This is a genomic window from Priestia sp. USM5, assembly GCF_058323215.1.
In genome coordinates this window covers 24,049-43,047 of sequence record NZ_JBSGKN010000006.1, presented here as the reverse complement: position 1 = coordinate 43,047, position 18,999 = coordinate 24,049, and the positions used below count along the sequence as shown (strand labels likewise).

The 18,999-nt window shown below is 38.1% G+C and carries 24 protein-coding genes; 14 read left to right on the top strand and 10 right to left on the bottom strand.

The features are described from left to right. Nucleotides 1-6 precede the first annotated feature (6 nt). Nucleotides 7-237 carry a NifU family protein gene (locus tag ACWATA_RS27560; RefSeq protein ID WP_013059625.1) on the bottom strand — a complete coding sequence of 77 codons (231 nt, stop codon included), beginning with the start codon at nt 235-237 and terminating at the stop codon, nt 7-9. Nucleotides 238-430: 193 nt separating this feature from the next. Between ACWATA_RS27560 and ACWATA_RS27555 the strand changes: the two genes are divergently transcribed. Next, nucleotides 431-757 (top strand): YuzD family protein, encoded by a 327-nt coding sequence (locus ACWATA_RS27555; protein ID WP_028412620.1) that lies wholly within the window; start codon nt 431-433, stop codon nt 755-757. A gap of 43 nt (nt 758-800) precedes the next feature. Here ACWATA_RS27555 and ACWATA_RS27550 read toward each other — a convergent pair whose 3' ends face one another. Next, complete coding sequence (locus tag ACWATA_RS27550) at nt 801-1,865, bottom strand: NAD(P)/FAD-dependent oxidoreductase (RefSeq protein WP_028412619.1); 1,065 nt, start codon at nt 1,863-1,865, stop codon at nt 801-803. A gap of 381 nt (nt 1,866-2,246) precedes the next feature. Between ACWATA_RS27550 and ACWATA_RS27545 the strand changes: the two genes are divergently transcribed. The 4 genes from ACWATA_RS27545 (at nt 2,247) to ACWATA_RS27530 (ending at nt 4,751) form a co-directional block, all read left to right on the top strand. Continuing rightward, a complete protein-coding gene (locus tag ACWATA_RS27545; RefSeq protein ID WP_033580454.1) occupies nt 2,247-2,486 on the top strand; it encodes a YuzB family protein in 240 nt (79 codons plus the stop codon). A gap of 302 nt (nt 2,487-2,788) precedes the next feature. Beyond that, nucleotides 2,789-3,643: a diaminopimelate epimerase gene (gene dapF, locus ACWATA_RS27540; protein ID WP_098627080.1), complete on the top strand. Its 855-nt coding sequence runs from the start codon at nt 2,789-2,791 to the stop codon at nt 3,641-3,643. A gap of 74 nt (nt 3,644-3,717) precedes the next feature. Beyond that, complete coding sequence (locus ACWATA_RS27535; protein WP_025752687.1) at nt 3,718-4,083, top strand: HesB/IscA family protein; 366 nt, start codon at nt 3,718-3,720, stop codon at nt 4,081-4,083. A 149-nt stretch (nt 4,084-4,232) separates the two neighbouring features. Further along, the gene (locus ACWATA_RS27530; protein WP_033580455.1) at nt 4,233-4,751 is read left to right on the top strand and encodes a hypothetical protein; all 519 of its coding nucleotides are present in this window, start codon (nt 4,233-4,235) and stop codon (nt 4,749-4,751) included. A gap of 27 nt (nt 4,752-4,778) precedes the next feature. Here the strand turns inward: ACWATA_RS27530 and ACWATA_RS27525 are convergent, their stop codons facing one another. Continuing rightward, nucleotides 4,779-5,771: an NAD(P)/FAD-dependent oxidoreductase gene (locus tag ACWATA_RS27525; RefSeq protein WP_013059618.1), complete on the bottom strand. Its 993-nt coding sequence runs from the start codon at nt 5,769-5,771 to the stop codon at nt 4,779-4,781. Between the two features lie 493 nt (nt 5,772-6,264). On the opposite strand from ACWATA_RS27525, the gene ACWATA_RS27520 reads away from it, so the two are divergent. The 3 genes from ACWATA_RS27520 (at nt 6,265) to spsC (ending at nt 8,655) form a co-directional block, all read left to right on the top strand. Beyond that, complete coding sequence (locus ACWATA_RS27520) at nt 6,265-7,479, top strand: NAD(P)/FAD-dependent oxidoreductase (protein WP_033580456.1); 1,215 nt, start codon at nt 6,265-6,267, stop codon at nt 7,477-7,479. 123 nt (nt 7,480-7,602) lie between these two features. Continuing rightward, nucleotides 7,603-7,926, top strand: coding sequence for a YuiB family protein (locus ACWATA_RS27515; RefSeq protein WP_033580457.1), 324 nt, complete (start codon nt 7,603-7,605; stop codon nt 7,924-7,926). Nucleotides 7,927-8,007: 81 nt separating this feature from the next. Then, nucleotides 8,008-8,655 carry a stationary phase survival protein SpsC gene (spsC, locus tag ACWATA_RS27510; RefSeq protein WP_033580458.1) on the top strand — a complete coding sequence of 216 codons (648 nt, stop codon included), beginning with the start codon at nt 8,008-8,010 and terminating at the stop codon, nt 8,653-8,655. 42 nt (nt 8,656-8,697) lie between these two features. On the opposite strand, the gene ACWATA_RS27505 is transcribed toward spsC, so the two are convergent. Then, nucleotides 8,698-9,174, bottom strand: a complete 477-nt coding sequence (locus ACWATA_RS27505; RefSeq protein WP_013085319.1) for a divergent PAP2 family protein — start codon at nt 9,172-9,174, stop codon at nt 8,698-8,700. Nucleotides 9,175-9,419: 245 nt separating this feature from the next. Here ACWATA_RS27505 and ACWATA_RS27500 point away from each other — a divergent pair, with 245 nt between their 5' ends. Continuing rightward, nucleotides 9,420-10,913: a leucyl aminopeptidase gene (locus ACWATA_RS27500; RefSeq protein WP_165635034.1), complete on the top strand. Its 1,494-nt coding sequence runs from the start codon at nt 9,420-9,422 to the stop codon at nt 10,911-10,913. A gap of 268 nt (nt 10,914-11,181) precedes the next feature. Next, nucleotides 11,182-12,501 carry a Na+/H+ antiporter family protein gene (locus ACWATA_RS27495; RefSeq protein WP_033580460.1) on the top strand — a complete coding sequence of 440 codons (1,320 nt, stop codon included), beginning with the start codon at nt 11,182-11,184 and terminating at the stop codon, nt 12,499-12,501. Nucleotides 12,502-12,555: 54 nt separating this feature from the next. Here ACWATA_RS27495 and ACWATA_RS27490 read toward each other — a convergent pair whose 3' ends face one another. The 3 genes from ACWATA_RS27490 to ACWATA_RS27480 all read right to left on the bottom strand — a co-directional run bounded on the left by ACWATA_RS27490 (nt 12,556) and on the right by ACWATA_RS27480 (nt 13,945). Next, on the bottom strand, nt 12,556-12,747 hold the full coding sequence (locus ACWATA_RS27490) for a hypothetical protein (protein ID WP_033580461.1): 192 nt from the start codon (nt 12,745-12,747) through the stop codon (nt 12,556-12,558). 116 nt (nt 12,748-12,863) lie between these two features. Further along, nucleotides 12,864-13,400 (bottom strand): HD domain-containing protein, encoded by a 537-nt coding sequence (locus ACWATA_RS27485; protein ID WP_013059610.1) that lies wholly within the window; start codon nt 13,398-13,400, stop codon nt 12,864-12,866. 176 nt (nt 13,401-13,576) lie between these two features. Then, complete coding sequence (locus ACWATA_RS27480) at nt 13,577-13,945, bottom strand: YuzC family spore coat inner layer protein (RefSeq protein ID WP_098627019.1); 369 nt, start codon at nt 13,943-13,945, stop codon at nt 13,577-13,579. Between the two features lie 106 nt (nt 13,946-14,051). On the opposite strand from ACWATA_RS27480, the gene ACWATA_RS27475 reads away from it, so the two are divergent. Both ACWATA_RS27475 and kapD read left to right on the top strand, forming a co-directional pair. Further along, nucleotides 14,052-14,435: a hotdog fold thioesterase gene (locus ACWATA_RS27475; RefSeq protein WP_033580463.1), complete on the top strand. Its 384-nt coding sequence runs from the start codon at nt 14,052-14,054 to the stop codon at nt 14,433-14,435. Between the two features lie 345 nt (nt 14,436-14,780). After that, the gene (kapD, locus tag ACWATA_RS27470) at nt 14,781-15,395 is read left to right on the top strand and encodes a 3'-5' exonuclease KapD (RefSeq protein ID WP_013085312.1); all 615 of its coding nucleotides are present in this window, start codon (nt 14,781-14,783) and stop codon (nt 15,393-15,395) included. A gap of 36 nt (nt 15,396-15,431) precedes the next feature. Here kapD and kapB read toward each other — a convergent pair whose 3' ends face one another. Further along, the gene (kapB, locus tag ACWATA_RS27465; RefSeq protein ID WP_033580464.1) at nt 15,432-15,812 is read right to left on the bottom strand and encodes a kinase-associated lipoprotein KapB; all 381 of its coding nucleotides are present in this window, start codon (nt 15,810-15,812) and stop codon (nt 15,432-15,434) included. An 85-nt stretch (nt 15,813-15,897) separates the two neighbouring features. Here kapB and ACWATA_RS27460 point away from each other — a divergent pair, with 85 nt between their 5' ends. After that, on the top strand, nt 15,898-16,095 hold the full coding sequence (locus ACWATA_RS27460) for a hypothetical protein (protein ID WP_033580465.1): 198 nt from the start codon (nt 15,898-15,900) through the stop codon (nt 16,093-16,095). Between the two features lie 103 nt (nt 16,096-16,198). Further along, complete coding sequence (locus tag ACWATA_RS27455; RefSeq protein WP_033580466.1) at nt 16,199-16,723, top strand: superoxide dismutase family protein; 525 nt, start codon at nt 16,199-16,201, stop codon at nt 16,721-16,723. Between the two features lie 35 nt (nt 16,724-16,758). On the opposite strand, the gene ACWATA_RS27450 is transcribed toward ACWATA_RS27455, so the two are convergent. Together ACWATA_RS27450 and ACWATA_RS27445 are read right to left on the bottom strand one after the other, a co-directional pair. After that, nucleotides 16,759-17,931: a MalY/PatB family protein gene (locus ACWATA_RS27450; protein ID WP_165635032.1), complete on the bottom strand. Its 1,173-nt coding sequence runs from the start codon at nt 17,929-17,931 to the stop codon at nt 16,759-16,761. A gap of 169 nt (nt 17,932-18,100) precedes the next feature. Continuing rightward, on the bottom strand, nt 18,101-18,949 hold the full coding sequence (locus ACWATA_RS27445; RefSeq protein WP_165635031.1) for an alpha/beta fold hydrolase: 849 nt from the start codon (nt 18,947-18,949) through the stop codon (nt 18,101-18,103). Nucleotides 18,950-18,999: the final 50 nt, after the last annotated feature.

The following is an 18,999-nucleotide window of genomic DNA, read 5'->3' as shown; positions in this document are numbered from 1 at the left end:
AAGAGATTAGAATACTTGTTCTACTTCAACTACACCAGGTACTTCTTCTAAAAGGGCACGTTCGATACCAGCTTTTAGCGTAATTGTTGAACTTGGGCAGCTTCCGCAAGCGCCTAAAAGACGTAATTTTACAATACCATCCTCTACGTCTACTAGCTCACAGTCTCCACCGTCGCGAAGTAAAAACGGACGAAGTTTTTCTAATACTTCTTGAACTTGCTCGTGCATTTCTGACATAACTATCGACTCCTTTCTTCTACTCTTATTATAAACGGTCTTTCATGAAAAATCTATTGGAGTATACATCGTAATGTTACCTTAAAAGAAAAAGATGTGCAATGAATCAGTTTTGTGTAAAATAGTATTCATAATGAAGTAAAAGTGTGAATAATCGTACAGTTTATATGTAAAGATTCAAGGGGGATGTGCTATGCAGTCAACTGAGGTAGAAGTGTGTATTTATGGAGCTGAAATTGTTTGTGCAAGCTGTGTTAACCTGCCGTCTTCAAAAGACACCTATGATTGGCTAGAGGCAGCTATTTCTCGTAAATATCCGAACCAACCGTTTGCTATCACGTATGTAGATATAAACGAGCCGCATACGGATCCGGAAAAAGCAGCTTTTGCCAAGCGTGTGATTGAAGAAGATTTATTCTATCCTGTAGTGGTCATTAATGGAGAAATTGTTGGGGAAGGTAATCCGAAATTAAAGCGCGTATTTGAGGAAATGGAGAAGTATGGTTTCCGCGCATCATAACGAAAAAAGCCGTTAGATTGTCAGTCATCTAACGGCTTTTGTTTTATCCACTGTGGTGTTTATACATCCAAAGAATACCTGATTTCAATAATCGAGCTACGCGTCCTGTAATCGGACGTTCGGCAACTAAGCCAAACCCATGCTTTTTGCCTAATGAACCAAGTATGCCTTTTAATTTAATAGTTGGCAATTCATCAGGAAGCGCTTCGCCTTTCCAGCGGTGAAGAAGCACTTGCACAATTTGTTCAGCCTGACCTTCTGCAAGCTGAGCACTTGGGGCGTGCGGTAGGCTTGCACAGTCACCCAAAATGTAGACATTTTCATCGTCAGGCAAGTTATGGTATTTTGTCAATACGACGCGTCCTTGAGGATCTTTTTCCACGTCTAAATCGCGTACCACTTTATTTGGCTGAATGCCTGCTGTCCACACGATTGCATCGCTTTGAACGGGCTCATCATGATTATAAAGAATGTTCGGTTCTACTTTTGTAATATTAGCACTATTTACAATTTCGACACCGTTTGAAGTAAACCAAGTTTGAACGTAATTGCTTAAACGTTCTGGGAAAGCAGATAAAATTAATTTACCGCGGTCAAATAAGATGATTTTTAAATCCGGGCGGCTTTCTCTTAGCTCACTTGCCAGTTCTACGCCGCTTAATCCAGCTCCGACAATTGAAACAGTAGCGTGGGCCGGTAAGTTGTTTAATGTCTGATAAGTTGCTCGTGAAGCATCAATGGATTGAATGCTGTATGTATGCTCAAGAGCTCCGGGAACTCCATGATATTTATCTTCGCATCCGAGTCCTACAATCAGGTCATCGTAAGCGATCATTTGATCATCCACATAGACGCATTTCTCTTTCAGGTCTATTCGTTTTACACAGCCGTAGCGGATTTTTAAGCGAGGGTGTTCAGGAAAAGCAACACGGACATGTTGATCAGAGATTGTTCCAGCTGCAAGTGCATAGAATTCAGTTTTTAGTGAGTGATAAGGTGCTTTGTCAATAAGCGTTACTTCTACATCGTTAGGCAATTGATTCGGAAAAAGGCGCTGCAAAATGCGCATACCACCGTATCCGCCGCCCAGTATGACAAGGTTCTTCATGTGAATTTCCCCTTTAGCTTCATGCATTTTTGTTTTCTCTCTATTATTCTTGCTTTTAAGAATAGGAGGGTACAAATTACCGTTAATAAGGATGGTTGCCAAAAAGATATGAAAGGCTATATAAGATAACATATTTTACTTAAATAATAATTTAATATAACCTCGTTTGGTTTTCTATACATAAAAGTATAACTAAATTAATAAAAAACCACAATATGTTTCAACATAATTTCAAGCTATCCACGTAATAAAGCTTATTTATGCGTTTTTGAAAAAAGTCTATAAATCTAAAAAGCGCGCGCGAAATGAACGTGAATTTCTAAAGTTGACGTTGAAAATGAAAGGAGATAGGATAAACTAATAGCAGAGAGGTGAAAAAACGTGATACAGCCAATTATTGAATTTTGCGTTAGCAATTTAGCCAGCGGTTCTCAAGCAGCTTTAGAAAAGCTTGAAAAAGATCCAAATCTAGATATTATTGAATACGGATGTTTAGGTTATTGCGGGAAATGTTCACAATCTTTATTTGCCTTGGTAAATGGAGAGATTGTTACGGCGGAAACACCTGAACAGTTAGTAGATAATATCTACATTCATTTAGAAGAAAACCCAATGTTTTAAACTACCCCCGCTGTCGTATCTCTTTTTAGCAGGAGAGGGACATGAGGCTAATAGAATAGATGATGTAAGCACGGCTAGTCTTGCCGTGCTTTTTTATGCGTTTTTGCGCAAATATATGCGCTTTAACCATCCTCTTTGTAATCATAAAGCTTCTTTTGTTTTTTAATACTCTAAAGGAGGACAAAATAAAAAACCCCTTAATCTTTATGATTAAGGAGCTAAAAAAACGGGGGATGATATTATTGTGTACAAAAGAGAATCACTTTATACTAGAGCTACATAAAAAAATAATGGGTGATAATATGAAAAAATTTCAGTTTACAAAAATGCATGCACTTGGCAACAACTATATCTACGTAAATATGTTTGAAGAACATATAGAAGAGCAAGAGTTAGCACCGCTTGCTGTAAAAGTCTCAAATGTTTATACGGGAATCGGATCGGATGGAATGATTCTTATTTGTCCATCTGAACGCGCAGATGTGAAAATGCGCGTATTTAATAATGACGGCTCGGAAGCAAAAAACTGCGGAAACGGTTTAAGATGTGTAGCTAAATATGCATACGAACATAATTTAGTAACAAGCGAAAGATTTTTTATCGAAACGCTTTCTGGAGTTGTAGAAGCAACGGTGCATCCGCAGGGAAATGAAGTTCCAGAAGTAACAATCGATATGGGAGAGCCTATTTTAGCTAGAGAACAAATTCCAATGACGGGAGCAAGCCAATACCAAGTTGTTGATGAAGAGATGGAATTTGGAAAAGAACGGTTAAAAGGGACGGCTGTATCAATGGGAAATCCTCACGTCGTCTTTTATGTAAATGATATTGAACAAGCGCCTCTTACTACACTAGGTCCGGTAGTTGAAAAAGATGCGCGTTTTCCAGAAGGAGTAAACGTTGAATTTGTCGAGGTAGTGAACGAAAGAGAGCTGAACTTTCGCGTATGGGAAAGAGGTTCGGGTATCACTCAAGCATGCGGGACAGGAGCATGCGCTGCTGTTGTTTCTTCTGTGTTAAATGAGAAGACGAAAAAAGATGTGCCTACTGTTGTACACCTCGCTGGAGGAGATTTAACGATTGTTTGGCAAAATAAAGGCAATGTGTTAATGACAGGTCCAGCCAATGTGATTTGCGACGGCACGTATTATTATTAAAAATGAAGAAGCAGACGATTTGTCGTCACAGACATTTCGTCGTATACTAAACAAAAAAGGAGGTCTGTTTAAAAATGAGTCAAGATATCCTAACAATTACAGAAGCTGCAAGCTTTCAAATAAAAGATATGATGAAAGAACATGAAGAAGAAAATGCTTATTTACGTGTTACTGTAAATGGAGGAGGCTGCTCAGGTCTTTCTTATGGCATGGGTTTTGCACACGAAGTAAATGAAAACGATACGCTGTTTGAACAACATGGCATTAAGATTCTTGTAGATAGCGAAAGTGCTCCAATTTTAAAAGATGTAAAAATTGATTACAAGCAATCTATGCTAGGCGGAGGGTTTACAATTGATAACCCGAACGCCATTGCAGCATGCGGCTGCGGCTCTTCTTTCCGTACAGCAAGCAACGCAGGTGCTCCTGAAGAGTGCTAAGTATATTTTTATAAAAAAGCTTTCTTCACCTCATCTGGTGAAGAAAGCTTTTTTAGTGAGAAATTTTTGTATGTTACATCATCTACCAAACTTATTGACCGAATAATCAGTCTTTTTTATACTCAATAAAAAAGAGGAGATGAACGGATTTGATAGATGCGACTCGTTACGACGCGGAACAAGTAGGAGGTTATGGAAGTTTTCGTAAAAAAAATACCCTGCCTATTCTATGGAAGGGGTTTATAAACTGGTTAAAACTTGAAAATAGGAAAATGGAGTCTAAGGATGCAAAAAGTATTCACTTCAGTGAATCGCATTTATTTGTTCAACATTTGCCTTTTTCCTCAGGTGAAGTCTGTCATCAAAACTCGTCCTCTGCGCCTCTTAACCATTCTGAACCTTACATTCGCTATTATGAAAATGCTAATGCATCTCTGGCCGAAAGCTATGGAGCAGTGGAAGGAGAGCATATTCTGCTGATTGAACGTATTGTCGGTCAATCAGAGGTAGTAAAATATTTAAGCAAGCTCGAAGGCTTGAAGGCCTACAGAATGAGCGTAACTAGTCAAGAAGGAAACCATTCCTTTTATGAAATCTGTTTAATAAGCAGTGATGCAGAAATGATGAGTGAAATCATTCATCGAATGGTTACACCAATCCAGCAATGAAAAAAAGCAGGCGAGAGCCTGCTTTTTTTATGAGAACATTGACGTACTGTGCATAGGCTGTAAGCGAGCCTTTGGGTCAATGTATGCTTTAGCGTTATTAACGGCAGTCGGACCTTCGCCAAATCCTGCCACGATGAGTTTTACTTTTCCATCATATGTGCAGACATCACCTGCTGCATAGATGCCAGGAATATTTGTTTCTTGCTTTGAATTAACAACAATTGCATTTTTCTCTAAATCTAAGTCCCATTCTTTAATTGGACCTAGAGAAGAAACAAATCCAAAGTTTACAATAACATCATCTACGTCTACTACTGTCTTTTCTTCACCTTTTGTATTTTCTAACACAACTTGTGTAATACGGTCATCTCCAATAAATTCAACCGGTACATATGGTGTTTTAATATCAACTGATGAATTATGCAAGTTTTCTACGCTATGTTCATGAGCGCGGAACTTGTCTCGTCGATGCGTTAACGTTACTTTTTCTGCGATCGGCTCTAACATAAGAGACCAGTCTACAGCAGAATCCCCACCCCCGCATACTAATACTTTGCGGCCTTTGAATTTATTCATATCATCCACAAAATAATGAAGGTTCGTTTGCTCGAATTGTTCTGCGTTTTCTAGCTCAATTTTACGGGGCTTAAATGCACCGTTTCCAGCCGTAATAATAATTGTTTTTGAATAGTGGACTTCAGAATTAGTAGTTAATCGGAATACACCGTCCGCTTGTTTTTCTACCTTTTCTACTGCTTGCTCTAGTGCAACTGCAGGTTTAAATTGATCCATTTGCTCTTTTAGGTTATTGACTAATTCTTGAGCACGTACTTTTGGAAACCCAGCTACGTCATAAATATATTTTTCAGGATATAAAGCAGAAAGCTGTCCACCGAGCTGTGGTAAGCTTTCAATAATTTTTACGCTCGCCTGACGCATACCGCCATAAAATGCTGTAAATAAGCCTGTAGGGCCGCCTCCGATGATGGTAATATCGTATACTTGTTTATCTTCTTTCATTTATAATCACCTCTAGATTGTTCTGTGCCAATGCATATTCTACTTTATGATAGCATAGTAAATTATAAAATATCATTAAAACACGCTGGAATGTTTGAGAAACTTTCTCAACTTAAAGATCAGTATTTGCAATCATTAACATAACCACACGTTTTGGTCAAATATAAAACTGGGTATACAGGAAAGTAATTGAAAATTTAAAAGCTTGTAAATACAAAGTGAAGGGTTGAAAAACCGATGAAAAAAGCATAAGATGTTGGTGTAAATCAAGCTAGGACTTATGCTTACATTTTTTTGAAAAAGAAAAAATGTATTTTTTTAAAAAAGAACGTGAAGTGATTCACATTATTTTTCGTATATGAATAATAAATGGATAGCGATGATCGTTCTTGCTCAAACTAACATAAAAAAGCAAACCAAATAAAATTGCTCTTATCATTATATTTGTAAGACATACTTGTGACTATAACTAAAAAAGGTGGATGACATTCCTATGAAAAAGCCTAAAATCGTCATTTTGGGTGCCGGGTATGGCGGCATTATGACAATTGTTAATTTACAAAAGAAACTGGGTGCTAGTGATGCGGAAATTGTTTTGGTAAATAAAAACGATTACCATTACGAAACGACATGGCTTCATGAAGTATCGGCAGGTACAATTCATCAAGATCGCTCTCGTGTTCCTGTTAAAAATTTAATTAACACGAATAAGGTTACATTTATTAAAGACACGGTCGTAGATATTAAGTTAGATGAAAAGCGTGTTCTTCTTGAAAACAGTGAGCTAACGTACGATTATTTAGTTGTTGCTTTAGGGTACGAAGCAGAAACTTTCGGAATTAAAGGTTTAAAAGAACATGCATTTACCATTACGAGCATTAATGCAGCACGTCAAATTCGTGAGCATATTGATTATGTGTTTGCGACGTACAACAATGAAGTGGAAAAAAGAGACGAACTTCTGACAATCATTGTTGGAGGTGCTGGCTTTACCGGCATTGAATTTGTGGGAGAATTAGCAAATCGAGTCCCTCAGCTTTGCAAAGAGTTTGATATCCCGCGTGAAAAAGTACGCGTTATTTGTGTAGAAGCAGCGCCTACGGCCTTGCCAGGTTTTGATCCGGAACTTGTAGAATATGCGGTAACACAGCTAGAACGAAAAGGAATCGAGTTCAAGATCGGAACAGCGATTAAAGAGTGTACAGAAGAAGGAATTATTGTATCAAAAGATGACCAAGTGGAAGAAATCAAATCAGCAACAGTTGTATGGGCTGCAGGTGTTCGAGGCAGTCATTTAATTGAAAAAGCTGGATTTGAGAACATGCGCGGACGTGTAAAAGTAAGCAATAGCTTGCTGGCACCAGGGCATGAAGATGTGTTTGTTATTGGAGATTGTTCACTAATGATTAACCCAGAAACAGAACGTCCTTATCCGCCAACAGCTCAAATCGCTATGCAACAAGGCGGTACCTGCGCTGAAAATATTAGCCGTTTGATGAAAGGGCAAAAAGAATTAAGCGAGTTCAAACCAGATATTAAAGGAACGGTATGTTCGTTAGGGCATGATGACGCAATTGGCGTTGTATACGGTCGAAAACTATTTGGTTCAAGCGCATCTTTTATGAAAAAAGTTGTTGATAATCGCTCGCTTTTCCTTCAAGGCGGAGCAGGTCTTGTATTGAAAAAGGGAAAATTTAATTTCTTTTAAAACAAAAAGCAAAAGGTCTTCAAACCTTTTGCTTTTTTTGGTATTAACTTACTTTTCTGTGATTGACGCCTTGATTACTCTTAAGTAAACTGAGAGTATAAAGAGTAACGGAGGCGAAAAGCAATGGAAATGAGTGTGCCTGTCCTAATTATCTCCATCTTGTTGTTTTTTGTGTTGTTTTTTGGAATCGGTTTCTTGTTGAATATGCTGCTTCGCATGTCTTGGATTATGGCCATTATTTATCCCGTAATTTTTATTCTTATTATTGATGATGTAAGAGCGGTTGATTACATTCAACATCCCGCTCACTCCTTTCAGCAGCTAGGTACAAAAGTGCTATCTTTAGCCACAGCTGACATTGCGATTTTAATGGCTGGTTTTATAGGTGCACTAGCTTCAGGTATTACCATTAAATCTTTACGAACAAGAGGGTACCAAATGTTTTGAATGTAAATTCTTCTCGCGAACGAATAATTTGTTTTTATGTTGGAAACAAATAGATTCGTGAGAGGAGTTGTGGAAATCTCAATGATTGGAAAAATAGCAAAGCGATTCATTATGTGCCTACTACTGGTCGGAGCGCTGTTTACAACATATGAAGCAATTACTGGCGTCCCAATAAACACGGTCATCAAATATATGCCTTTTATAAACAGTACAGGGCATCCTCTAATGAATGAAAGGCTCTTACCATCATTTCTAAAACCACTAAGAGTTGAAGCAGCTAGCAATGACAGAGAGCGTCTGACAATTGAAGAAGCATTTGATTGGTCGCGTTATCCAACTAAGAATGTATTGGCTACGGGTTACACAGCTGGTTACGAATCAACTGGGAAAAATCCCAATCATCCAGGGTATGGTATTACATATTCGGGCGTTAAAGTAAAACGTGACTTGTATTCAACCATCGCTGCTGATTTAACCATATTTCCAATCGGCACGATCTTGTTCATTCCGGGCTATGGGTACGGAGTGGTAGCAGATAAAGGTGGGGCTATTAAAGGCAATCATCTTGATTTATACTTTGAAACTGTTTCTGATGTGTATAACATATGGGGTAAGAAAGAATTAAACGTCTATGTAGTCAAATCAGGAGACGGCCGTTTAACTGAAGAAGAGTTAACAATGCTGAATGAAAAGAAATCGATGCAAGTTTTTCGTCAGCAGGTGAAATAAACGAGAAACACATGAAGCATTCTTCATGTGTTTTCTTATGTTTTATGGCCATACATAATACGTTACAAAAGCAACTGCTATTCCTGTTAAGGCTCCAAAGAAAACTTCAATAGGCTTATGCCCAAGCAGTTCTTTTAGCTTCACTTGTTTTTCGTCCTCTTCATTGGTCGTCCACAGCTTTGCCTCTTTTACTGCGCGCTGAAAGTCTTCAACCAAACGATTTAAAACTGTTGCTTGCTCTCCTGCGTGTCTTCTTACTCCTTTAGCATCAAACATGACAATGATGGCAAAAATAGCGGATAGAGCAAAAATAGGGGATTTAAGACCTTCTGCTAGCCCAATGGCAGTTGCTAAGGAAGTTACGGCTGCGGAGTGAGAGCTTGGCATGCCCCCCGTACTAAAAAATAAGCTGCCGTCTATTTTTTTAGTAGCTACAAAAGAAAGGGGAATCTTAATAAATTGAGCAAAGAAAATAGCGATTAATGAACTCCAAAGTGGAAAATTTGAGAATAACTCCATTGAGATGTCCTCCCTCAACTTAAAATGTCTAAAAAGATAAATCCGTATGATGAAAACAGTGGTAGATGAAAGTATATGTGTGAAACTAAGGTTTTTGAACTGTGATTAAAAATTGTATTTCTGCTATCATATGTATATAGATGAAAACAGTGGTGAATATGATATATATTCCACTTGCTGAATAGATTAAACAAAGCAGATGATAAATAAAAATAAAATATCTATACGTAAAAGGGAGGAATTTTATGTTTTCGCACGTAGAAACATATGGTGTTGATCATCAAACAGAAGCGCTCGTAATCGGGTTATTTAATCAAAACCAACAGTTTGAAGGCTTTCTAAAAGAAATTGATGATGCTTTAGGTGGACAGCTCATTCATTTGATTAAGGAAGGAGATATTCGCGTACAGGAAAAGCGTATATCAACGATTCATACACTAGGAAAATTAGGAGCAAAACGTCTTTATTTTGTAGGGCTCGGACGAAAGCAAGCGTTAACTAAAAATGGGCTCAAAGAAAGCTTTGGCCTTTTATTTAAAAAGTTAAAAGAAGCAAAAATTTCAAACGCATCGGTCGTCCTTCCTACATTTGATACAGGAGAGTGGTCAGAGCAAGAAACTGCAGCTTTACTAGGAGAAGCTCAACAGCTTGCTATGTATGAGTTTGAAAACTACAAAAAGAAATCAAATGAGCCTGACAAGCAGCTTGAGAAAATTGAACTGTTTTCTTGTTATAAAGACGTTTTACAATCTGCGTTGGTTGGATATACGTACGGGAAAGCAACAAACTCAGCCCGCACCCTCGTTAACTTACCAAGCAATATGCTAACGGCTACAGATTTAGCTAATTATGCAGTAGAAATGGCACATACATATGGTTTTGAATATGAAATTTTAGAAAAAGAAGAGATGGAAACGCTAGGAATGGGCGCGTTGCTCGCAGTCAATCAAGGTTCCGCAGAGCCTCCTAAAATGATTGTGCTGAAATATCAAGGTAAAGAAAAATGGGAAGACGTTATTGGGTTGGTAGGAAAAGGGATTACCTTTGACACAGGTGGTTACTCTATCAAATCTAAAGACGGGATTGTAGGCATGAAAACAGATATGGGTGGAGCTGCATCTGTTCTTGGTGCAATGGAAGCGATTGGAGAATTAAAACCTCATCAAAACGTAGTAGCGGTCATTCCATCAACTGACAACGTTATTAGCGCGCGTGCCTTTAAACCAGATGATGTTATTACAGCAATGAATGGAAAGACAATAGAAGTGCTGAACACAGATGCTGAAGGGCGTTTAGCACTAGCTGATGGTATTTCATATGCCAAGCATCATGGAGCAAATTATTTAGTAGACGTGGCGACATTAACGGGTGGTGTAATTGTAGCTCTTGGTACACACACAACTGGGGCAATGACGAATGATTCTGCTTTATTGCAGCGAATAGCGAAAGCGAGCATTGAGACAGGCGAACCGATTTGGGAGCTGCCTATTACAGAACGAGACAAAAAGCGTGTTCGGGGAAGTAAAGTAGCAGATTTAAATAACTCTCCTGGACGGGAGGGGCACGCAATTATGGCAGGAACCTTTATTGGTGAGTTTGCAGAGCAAACACCATGGGTTCACTTGGATATTGCTGGAACTGCAACATCCGCTGCTTCTCATGAGTTAGGACCTTCAGGTGCAACAGGCGTGATGGTGCGAACCCTAGCTGCGATGGTTTGTTTATTTGAAGCCAATTAATAAAAAGAACATAGCAGTGATAGAAAGAAACGTAAAAAGAAGCATCGAAGATGCTTCTTTTTTAATATGTTTACATAACATTTTTTTCTTTTTAGGAAGAAAAGATTGTTTAAAAAAATCCTTATATTGTTAAGGATGTAGAGAAGTTAAACAAACGTTTATTTAGTAAGATGATTGACTTTTTTTCTATACCTAATATAATGAACATGTTGTTTATCTCTCTAATGTTTTAATGAGATAAAGTAAAAAGAAAAATGGAGGTTTCAAAATGAATGCAGTATTAATAGCTGTGCTCGTGATGCTGATTTTGAGCTTATTGCGTATCAACGTTGTCTTTTCTTTAGCGGTCGGAGCGCTAATTGGAGGACTTGTTGGCGGTATCAGCCTCACAGATACAGTAAGTATATACACAGATGGTCTTGGAAACAGTGCTTCTGTTGCATTAAGCTATGCTTTGCTTGGAGGATTTGCAATGGCTGTTTCGCGGACAGGGCTGCCTGATGCCGTTGTTCAGCTAGCGTTGAAAATAGTAGGAAAAGAAGGAGAAACGAAAAAGAAGTCACTGTCAAAAGTACTAATTTTATTGATCATCCTTATTATTTCGTGTTTTTCTCAAAATGTTATTCCGGTTCACATTGCATTTATTCCGCTTTTAATTCCACCGCTATTAAAAGTATTTAATCAGTTGAAAATAGATCGCCGATTAGTCGCAACAGTTATTACATTTGGATTGGTTACACCTTATATGTATTTGCCGGCAGGATTCGGTAAGATTTATCACGACATTTTATTTACTAACATCAAAGAAAGTGGATTAACGATTGATAAAGGAGATATTACCACGGCGATGGCTCTTCCAGCTTTAGGAATGGTAGCGGGCTTATTGTTTGCTGTGTTTATTTCGTACCGTAAGCCGCGCAGTTATAAAGACATTGACATTGATCAAGGCGCAGAGGAGCGTACAGGTTACACAACAAGAGGGATTATAGTAGCGTTACTTGCGATTGTAGCGGCTTTAACTGTGCAGCTCTTAGTAGATTCTATGATTTTCGGAGCGCTTGCAGGAATTGTGGTCGTTTATTTCAGCGGGGCTTTGAAGTGGAATGAAGCAGATCCAGTATTAACGAACGGAATGAGAATGATGGCTTTCATCGGATTTGTTATGCTGTCAGCCTCTGGTTTTGCAAAAGTTCTTCAAGAAACTGGAGATGTAGAAGCACTTGTAAAAGGCTCTGTTGCTCTTATTGGCGGAAACCAAATGCTGGGTGCATTTCTTATGCTTGTCATCGGGCTTTTAGTCACAATGGGCATTGGTTCTTCTTTCTCTACCATTCCAATTATCGCGACGATTTTTGTTCCTCTTTGCTTAGAACTTGGTATGAGTCCAATGGCAACGATTTGTATTGTTGGTACAGCGGGAGCGCTTGGAGACGCTGGTTCACCAGCTTCAGACAGTACGCTTGGACCAACATCTGGACTAGCAGTCGATCGTCAACATGATCATATCTGGGATACGTGTGTACCAACTTTTCTTCACTATAACATTCCACTCATTATTTTTGGGTGGGTTGCCTCAGTTATCTTGTAAATAGAGGGTCTCTAATGAAAAAAAAGCAGCCGATTAAAACCGGCTGCTTTTTTTTCATGCTTGAGAAAGAGTAGAAGCAGTGCTGTCACAAGCTCCTAATGCTTGCTCTACAGCCTGAAGAGATTGTTCAATATGTTCGCGATTTGAATCTTTCTCTACTGTTTGAAGAGCTTGTTCAAGGCTTGCTTTTGCCTGATTTAATGACGTACAAGAATCCTGCACGTAACCTCTAGCGTTTTTAGACATTCTTCTTCCTCCTAACTAACCAAAAATGAGAATCAATAAGTAGTATGAGTAATTTGCAGGGAATTATGAGGAGAAATAATAAAAAGGATTAACTCTTATGAAAGGAGTTAATCCTGTCAGCCTAACTGTTTAAATTGGTTGGAATGTAGAAGTTCAAGCACTTTCTTATCAAGCTCCTTAATTTTCTTTACAGCCAAATTGTATTCCATTTCACGGTAATGATGTTTGCCGCCTGGCTCTTCATCAGCTTCATCAGCTAGTTTGACTACTTTTTGAAGAGGGCGTTGCTGAATGGTTCCTTCAGGCAAATAGGAGTCTGTGTGTAGTAAAATAGCTAAGGCAATTTCTTTTGCCGCCTGAGGTTCCTCGCCTAAACGAATGAGTAATTTATGTGCACGTTCAGCACCTTTAATAGCGTGAATATCATTTTGACGATACTTCTCATAGTCCCACTGACCATTTGTGTACCATTCGTAGTGGCCAATATCATGAAGCAGCGCTGCTTTTGTAGCTAAATCAGGGTTTACATTATGCTGTACAGATAGACGAAACGCATGATAGGCGACCGATACAGCATGCGCAACGCCAGATCGTGTTAAATATTTTTGAGCGATAGGATGCGTGAAAATTTCTACTAGCGTAACATGTCTCATCATGTCATCCCTCCTAAAGAAAAAATATATTTCCAAATACAATATCATATTTATTTCCTAAATACAATTATCATGTAATTTGTTTTTACATCCAAAAACGGCATATATTATAATATTCGAAACAAAACAACATGTACATCTTTTTCAAAAGAAAATAAGACTTTTTTCCTTGTGTTTTACCATTTAATATTTAACGAAACGTGACAGCAGTCAAATTGGTTATCGGGATGAATAAACGTAATTTTAATATAGTCTGGCGTATAAAAAACATCAATTTTGGCCTTAACGCCTGTTGAAAGAATGAGTCTTTTTACTTCACTCACTTTAGATTCTTGAGCAGCAGCTTTTATTTTTTTTATTAAAGCTGGCGAAGCGTTAGCTCTTTGGATAAATATGGTAGCGCTTTGCATGGTAGAGGGAATCACTTTAAGAGATTGCTGGAAAGTCGCTATGTCCGCCTCAGGTAAGCTAGGTACCCTGTATGTATAAGGGTGAGGCATGTAGTACGATGGCCAGTAGTAAGACAAGGGAGCAAATGGTTTCATATAAGAATCCTCCTAAAAAACGGATTTTTATTATGTATATGTAGAGGGTTCGTATATGTTGTAGCAAAACCGTTATTGTATACTAGATACAAAGGGAGGTATGTATATGAAAACAAAAGATACGCTGTTAGAAGCATTAGGAATTGAGATTATTAGCGCAAGTGAACAAAGAGTGGAAGCGACGATGCCTGTTGATGAGCGAACGCGTCAGCCATTCGGGCTTTTGCACGGAGGAGCATCGGTGGCGTTAGCCGAAACTGTGGCTAGTCTAGGTGCTATTAAAAGTGTAGATATTGAAAAAGAAATCTGCGTGGGTTTAGAGATTAATGCTAATCATATCAAAGGGAAAAAAGATGGAACAGTTACAGCTATAGGCGTTCCTTTACATAAAGGAAAAAAAACAGCGGTTTGGGAAGTGAAAATTCAAGATGAAGAAGAGAATTTAATCTGTATATCCCGGTGCACGCTTGCTATTCTGCCTAAAGCTTAAATATAAGAAAGGCTTAGTCTAAAAGGTGTGAGGTATGCTTTTGAAGTCAGCAGGAGCACCTCACACACTGATGTGAGAGCTTAAAGAGAATTTGGAAGAGCGGATACATAAAAAAGTGAAAAAATAGGTAAAAAAAAGAAGCGAAATTATGTCTATTCGTGACAGTTACCCTGCGCATAGAGACATGCTCTAGAATATAGTAGTAGTAAAGTATTCTTTTTATTCAGCAACTAGAATATTCATAATATTAAAAATAAGAACAGAAAATAGACCTTCCGATTGTTCAATCGTGCTATAATAGCATTAATATAGTAGGGCGGTTTATTTTACAAAGGGGTGATAATATTGGATAAGAACTCTCAGTATTTATTCATTGATTTTGAATTTACAATGCCAGAGTATAAAGGTTTTCCAAAAGGCTTTTTTCCGGAAATCATTGAAGTTGGTTTGGTGTTTGTTAAAAATCAAGAAATCATTGATCGTTTCTCCTCTTACGTACAGCCTACACACTTTACAAAATTAACTGAGCGCTGTAAATCATTTCTCCATATCGAACAAAATCAAGTAAATGAAGGAATTACGCTAGAGCAGCTTGTACAGCGACTGGGCATGTATAAAAACAGCACGATTATTACATGGGGAAACATGGATATGAAAGTATTAAGGCAGTGCTGTCAAAAAAATAAGGTGCCGTTTCCTTTTACAGGTAAAGAAATTGATCTTTCGATGGAGTATAAGCGCTTTTTTGGAGATCAAAATCAAACCGGCCTTTGGAAAGCTGTGCAAGAGTATGGTAAAGAAGGAACTGGAAAGCACCACTGCGCGCTTGATGATGCGATGACGACACTCAACATCTTTAAGCTTGTAGAAAAAGATAAGCGGTACCTTCAAAAGCCGGAGCCGACGACCATAGGAGATCGAATCGATTTTTCAAAAGTATTAAATAAATTTGCATTATAAAAGCCAAATCACTTCTATGTGAATTTGGCTTTTTGCTTAATGAATACCGTACTCTTTTTTTAACTCTTCTAAACAGTCAATACTTGCTTGAGCAAAAGCGCTATCTTTGGCTTGTTGTTCAGCTATCTTTAATTCAAGGGCTTTTTTTAGTGAATGCTTATAATCAGGAACGCTGTCTTCATAGAGATGAACCATTTTTTGAGGAATGTTGGCCTGCTCTCGAAACGCAAGTGCTTTTCGCTCGTGAAAAAAAGGTACGTCCACTTGTCCAGGATTATGTAAGTCACCTTGTTCTGGATGCTTCAACACAGCTTGAATTCGTACAACATAATGCAGATCTCGAACTTGTGTAATTTCACCGATGTATTTCCCGGTTTTATAAAGTGCTGTAACGGTTTGACCAATTGTAAATGTCATATTGCCAGATCTCCTTTAAGTAAAGTGTTTGTTATAAACAGTATAAATCAAAACCTACTACCGTTTCTATGAAAGGATGTTGTACATGATGTATTTAATGTTTTTGCTTTATTTTCCGGAAGATAAAACAGAATATATTCCTGCTTTTGCTACAATGGCGATTTTTGTACTAGCAGCAGTTGCAGTCTGGCGGTTCATCATCAAGGTGTCTAAAAAAGAAGAAGAAAAAACGAAGGAATTAGAAGCAAAGTTGAAAGAACAAGAAAATAAGAAGTCACTCTAATGAAATGCAAATAAAATGTAAGCGTTTAAAATGATATGTTGCTGGACAATCTATGGAAAGACATCTAAAACTTTCGCTAGTGCGTATGCGATTGGAGGGCAACATGAAAAAACTACTACTCATTGGAACCGTGCCTTTTTTCTTGTTAACGGGGTGTATGGAAAAAGAAATATCCAATAAAGAAGTCAAAGTCTATAACGCAGATGGAGATAGCATCGGTACAGTCAAATTGAAAGAGCAGGCTGATGGAATTGAGTTTACGTACGATTTAAGCGGACTTCCACCTGGCGAACACGGCGTACATATTCATGAAATGGGGATTTGCAAAGCTCCTAACTTTAAAAGTGCAGGAAATCACCTTGATCCTGATAAAAAGAAACACGGACTGTTAAATCCAAAAGGACCACATTTAGGCGATATGAAAAATATTGTGGTAGAAGACGATCAGACGTATAAAGGAACGGATATGGTTCCTCAAGTCACGTTAAAAGAAGGAAAGACGTCTCTCGTTAAGCGTATGGATGGTTCCTCTCTTGTAATTACTGAACAAGGTGATGATGGAATGACAGAGCCATCAGGTAATTCTGGCAAGCGAATCGCGTGCGGAGTTATTTCAAAAAAACATTAAAAACAGCGTTCTTTCGTGAGAAAGAACGCTGTTTTTTACGTTAAAGCTATTTTTAAGCGATTTAATCCTTCTTGAAGTTGTTCATGTGAACAGCCAATGTTCAAGCGAATAAAACCTTTTCCATATGTGGAACTGTATTTTTCGCCTTTTTCTACGGCGATTTTGCCTTTTTCTAATAAACGTTCATGTAATTCTTCTTCTGATAAGTGCAGCTTGTTGCAGTCAATCCATAGTAGATAAGTTCCTTCCGGCTGAATGACTCGCAGTTCAGGTAAGTGTTCACTTATAAACCCTGTCACGAGATCTACATTTTTCTTCAGATACACAAGCAGTGCTTCTAGCCATTCGCCACCTTCGCTGTAAGCTGCTTCTAAACCAATGATTCCAAATGTATTTAGATTAGAGAAACCTTGTTTTTGCTGCTGCTGAACATACTGTGTGCGCAGCTTCTCATTTGGAATAATAATAGCTGAAGCTTGAAGTCCTGGTATATTGAATGTTTTGCTAGGGGCCATACACGTAATGGTTCGATTGGCTGCATCTTCACTCACCATGCTGATGGGAATGTGTTTATAAGGATGGTAAATTAGATCAGAATGAATTTCATCTGAAACAATTAATACATTGTATTTTTGACAAAGATCGGCAAGCTTCTTCAGTTCTTCTTTTGTCCACACGCGTCCTACTGGATTATGAGGACTGCAAAGAATCATTAATTTTACGCCTTCTGCAAATTTTTTCTCTAAATCTGCAAAATCAATTTCGTATTTATCGCCCGCAAGTTTTAACGGATTTTCAACAACTTCTCGATCATTTACCTCTATCATGTTGAAAAACGGAGTATAAACTGGAGGTTGAATTAAAATTGAATCTCCAGGTTCCGTAAATGCTTGAATAGCCATACTCAGGGCAAATACAACTCCTGGACTGTATGTAATCCATTCATGATCAATGGTCCACTGATGCTTGTTTTTTACCCAAGATGATAAAGCATTTGCCGTAGATTCTGTAGGGGAAGTGTAGCCGAAAATACCGTGTTTGACACGCTCATTAATGGTTTGAAGAACATTAGGCGGCGCTTGGAAATCCATATCAGCTACCCAAAAAGGCAGAACATCTTTTGCTCCAAAAACGAGATCCGTTTTGTCCCACTTTACGGACTGCGTACCTGTACGATTAATTAATTGATCAAAAGAATAAGTAGACAATAAAAGTACCCCCTTTTTTAATATAATAGTTTGCTTATTTTTAATACGTTTGTCAACGAAGTTAACTTGTGAAGTCAATAAAGAAAGTGGGGAAATTGGCTGAAGCACCACTAATAAATTTTTTATTAAAGTTAGCGCCTCGTGTGAAATATATGAACTCGCTCCGTCATTATTGAGACAGGGCTTTTTCACCGTACAAGAAATCGACCATATGAGACTGCACAATGTCGGGACACTCTTCTGGTAAAAGATGTCCAATTTCCTTTAACGAGATAAAGGTAGAGTCTGTCAAATCATCTTTTAATTTACGTCCGAGATGTAAAGGGACAACTCGGTCTTCTTCTCCCCAAATGAGTAAACTTGGTTTTTTTATGTGCTGCAAATCCTTTGAGGAGAGGTCTCCTTCTCGATCACGAATCATTCTTGTTAAAGCCATAAACGTACGGTCATCCAAAAAGGGTTCAGTATAGCCATCAATCATTTCTTCGTCGATTAACTGATGATCAAATACGACATTTTGCAAGTTACCTAATACACCTTTGCGAGACAGCCACGTTTTTACCCACAGATAAAAGAAGGGAACATAAGAAGACATGACCAACCCATAATGTGAAGGGCCTAAATAAGCTGAGCTGCACAGAAGAACGAGTTTTGATACACAAGAAGGCTTTAATTTTGCTACGTTTAAACAAACCTGTCCTCCCATTGAGTGTCCCGATAGTACAACATCTTTCAATTTTAAGTATTCAATCAACTCGATGACAATTTTGGCTAAGTTTTTATACGAGTATTGAAAGGTTAACGATTTTTCACTTCGCCCAAATGGCGGAAGGTCCAGCGTAATGACAGAAAACGTATCTTCAAATAAAGGAATTAAACGCCGAAAGCTAAAACTGGATGATAAAAAGCCGTGAATAAATACAATAGCTGGTTTATCAGGGTGATAGTTATGGCATTCGTAGTAAACATTGACGCCATTAAAAGTACGCTGGTGGCAAGTAATTTTAGAGTCAGTCAATTTGTTTCACTCCATCTTTTTCTTTCTAGTCTGTCCTAATTTCCAGCAAT

Coding starts and splice junctions, on each gene's coding strand:
- ACWATA_RS27560 (WP_013059625.1), bottom strand. CDS start 237: ATGTCAGAAATGCACGAGCAAGTTCAAGAAGTATTAGAAAAACTTCGT.
- ACWATA_RS27555 (WP_028412620.1), top strand. CDS start 431: ATGCAGTCAACTGAGGTAGAAGTGTGTATTTATGGAGCTGAAATTGTT.
- ACWATA_RS27550 (WP_028412619.1), bottom strand. CDS start 1,865: ATGAAGAACCTTGTCATACTGGGCGGCGGATACGGTGGTATGCGCATT.
- dapF (WP_098627080.1), top strand. CDS start 2,789: ATGAAAAAATTTCAGTTTACAAAAATGCATGCACTTGGCAACAACTAT.
- ACWATA_RS27535 (WP_025752687.1), top strand. CDS start 3,718: ATGAGTCAAGATATCCTAACAATTACAGAAGCTGCAAGCTTTCAAATA.
- ACWATA_RS27525 (WP_013059618.1), bottom strand. CDS start 5,771: ATGAAAGAAGATAAACAAGTATACGATATTACCATCATCGGAGGCGGC.
- ACWATA_RS27520 (WP_033580456.1), top strand. CDS start 6,265: ATGAAAAAGCCTAAAATCGTCATTTTGGGTGCCGGGTATGGCGGCATT.
- ACWATA_RS27515 (WP_033580457.1), top strand. CDS start 7,603: ATGGAAATGAGTGTGCCTGTCCTAATTATCTCCATCTTGTTGTTTTTT.
- spsC (WP_033580458.1), top strand. CDS start 8,008: ATGATTGGAAAAATAGCAAAGCGATTCATTATGTGCCTACTACTGGTC.
- ACWATA_RS27505 (WP_013085319.1), bottom strand. CDS start 9,174: ATGGAGTTATTCTCAAATTTTCCACTTTGGAGTTCATTAATCGCTATT.
- ACWATA_RS27500 (WP_165635034.1), top strand. CDS start 9,420: ATGTTTTCGCACGTAGAAACATATGGTGTTGATCATCAAACAGAAGCG.
- ACWATA_RS27495 (WP_033580460.1), top strand. CDS start 11,182: ATGAATGCAGTATTAATAGCTGTGCTCGTGATGCTGATTTTGAGCTTA.
- ACWATA_RS27490 (WP_033580461.1), bottom strand. CDS start 12,747: ATGTCTAAAAACGCTAGAGGTTACGTGCAGGATTCTTGTACGTCATTA.
- ACWATA_RS27485 (WP_013059610.1), bottom strand. CDS start 13,400: ATGAGACATGTTACGCTAGTAGAAATTTTCACGCATCCTATCGCTCAA.
- ACWATA_RS27480 (WP_098627019.1), bottom strand. CDS start 13,945: ATGAAACCATTTGCTCCCTTGTCTTACTACTGGCCATCGTACTACATG.
- ACWATA_RS27475 (WP_033580463.1), top strand. CDS start 14,052: ATGAAAACAAAAGATACGCTGTTAGAAGCATTAGGAATTGAGATTATT.
- kapB (WP_033580464.1), bottom strand. CDS start 15,812: ATGACATTTACAATTGGTCAAACCGTTACAGCACTTTATAAAACCGGG.
- ACWATA_RS27460 (WP_033580465.1), top strand. CDS start 15,898: ATGATGTATTTAATGTTTTTGCTTTATTTTCCGGAAGATAAAACAGAA.
- ACWATA_RS27455 (WP_033580466.1), top strand. CDS start 16,199: ATGAAAAAACTACTACTCATTGGAACCGTGCCTTTTTTCTTGTTAACG.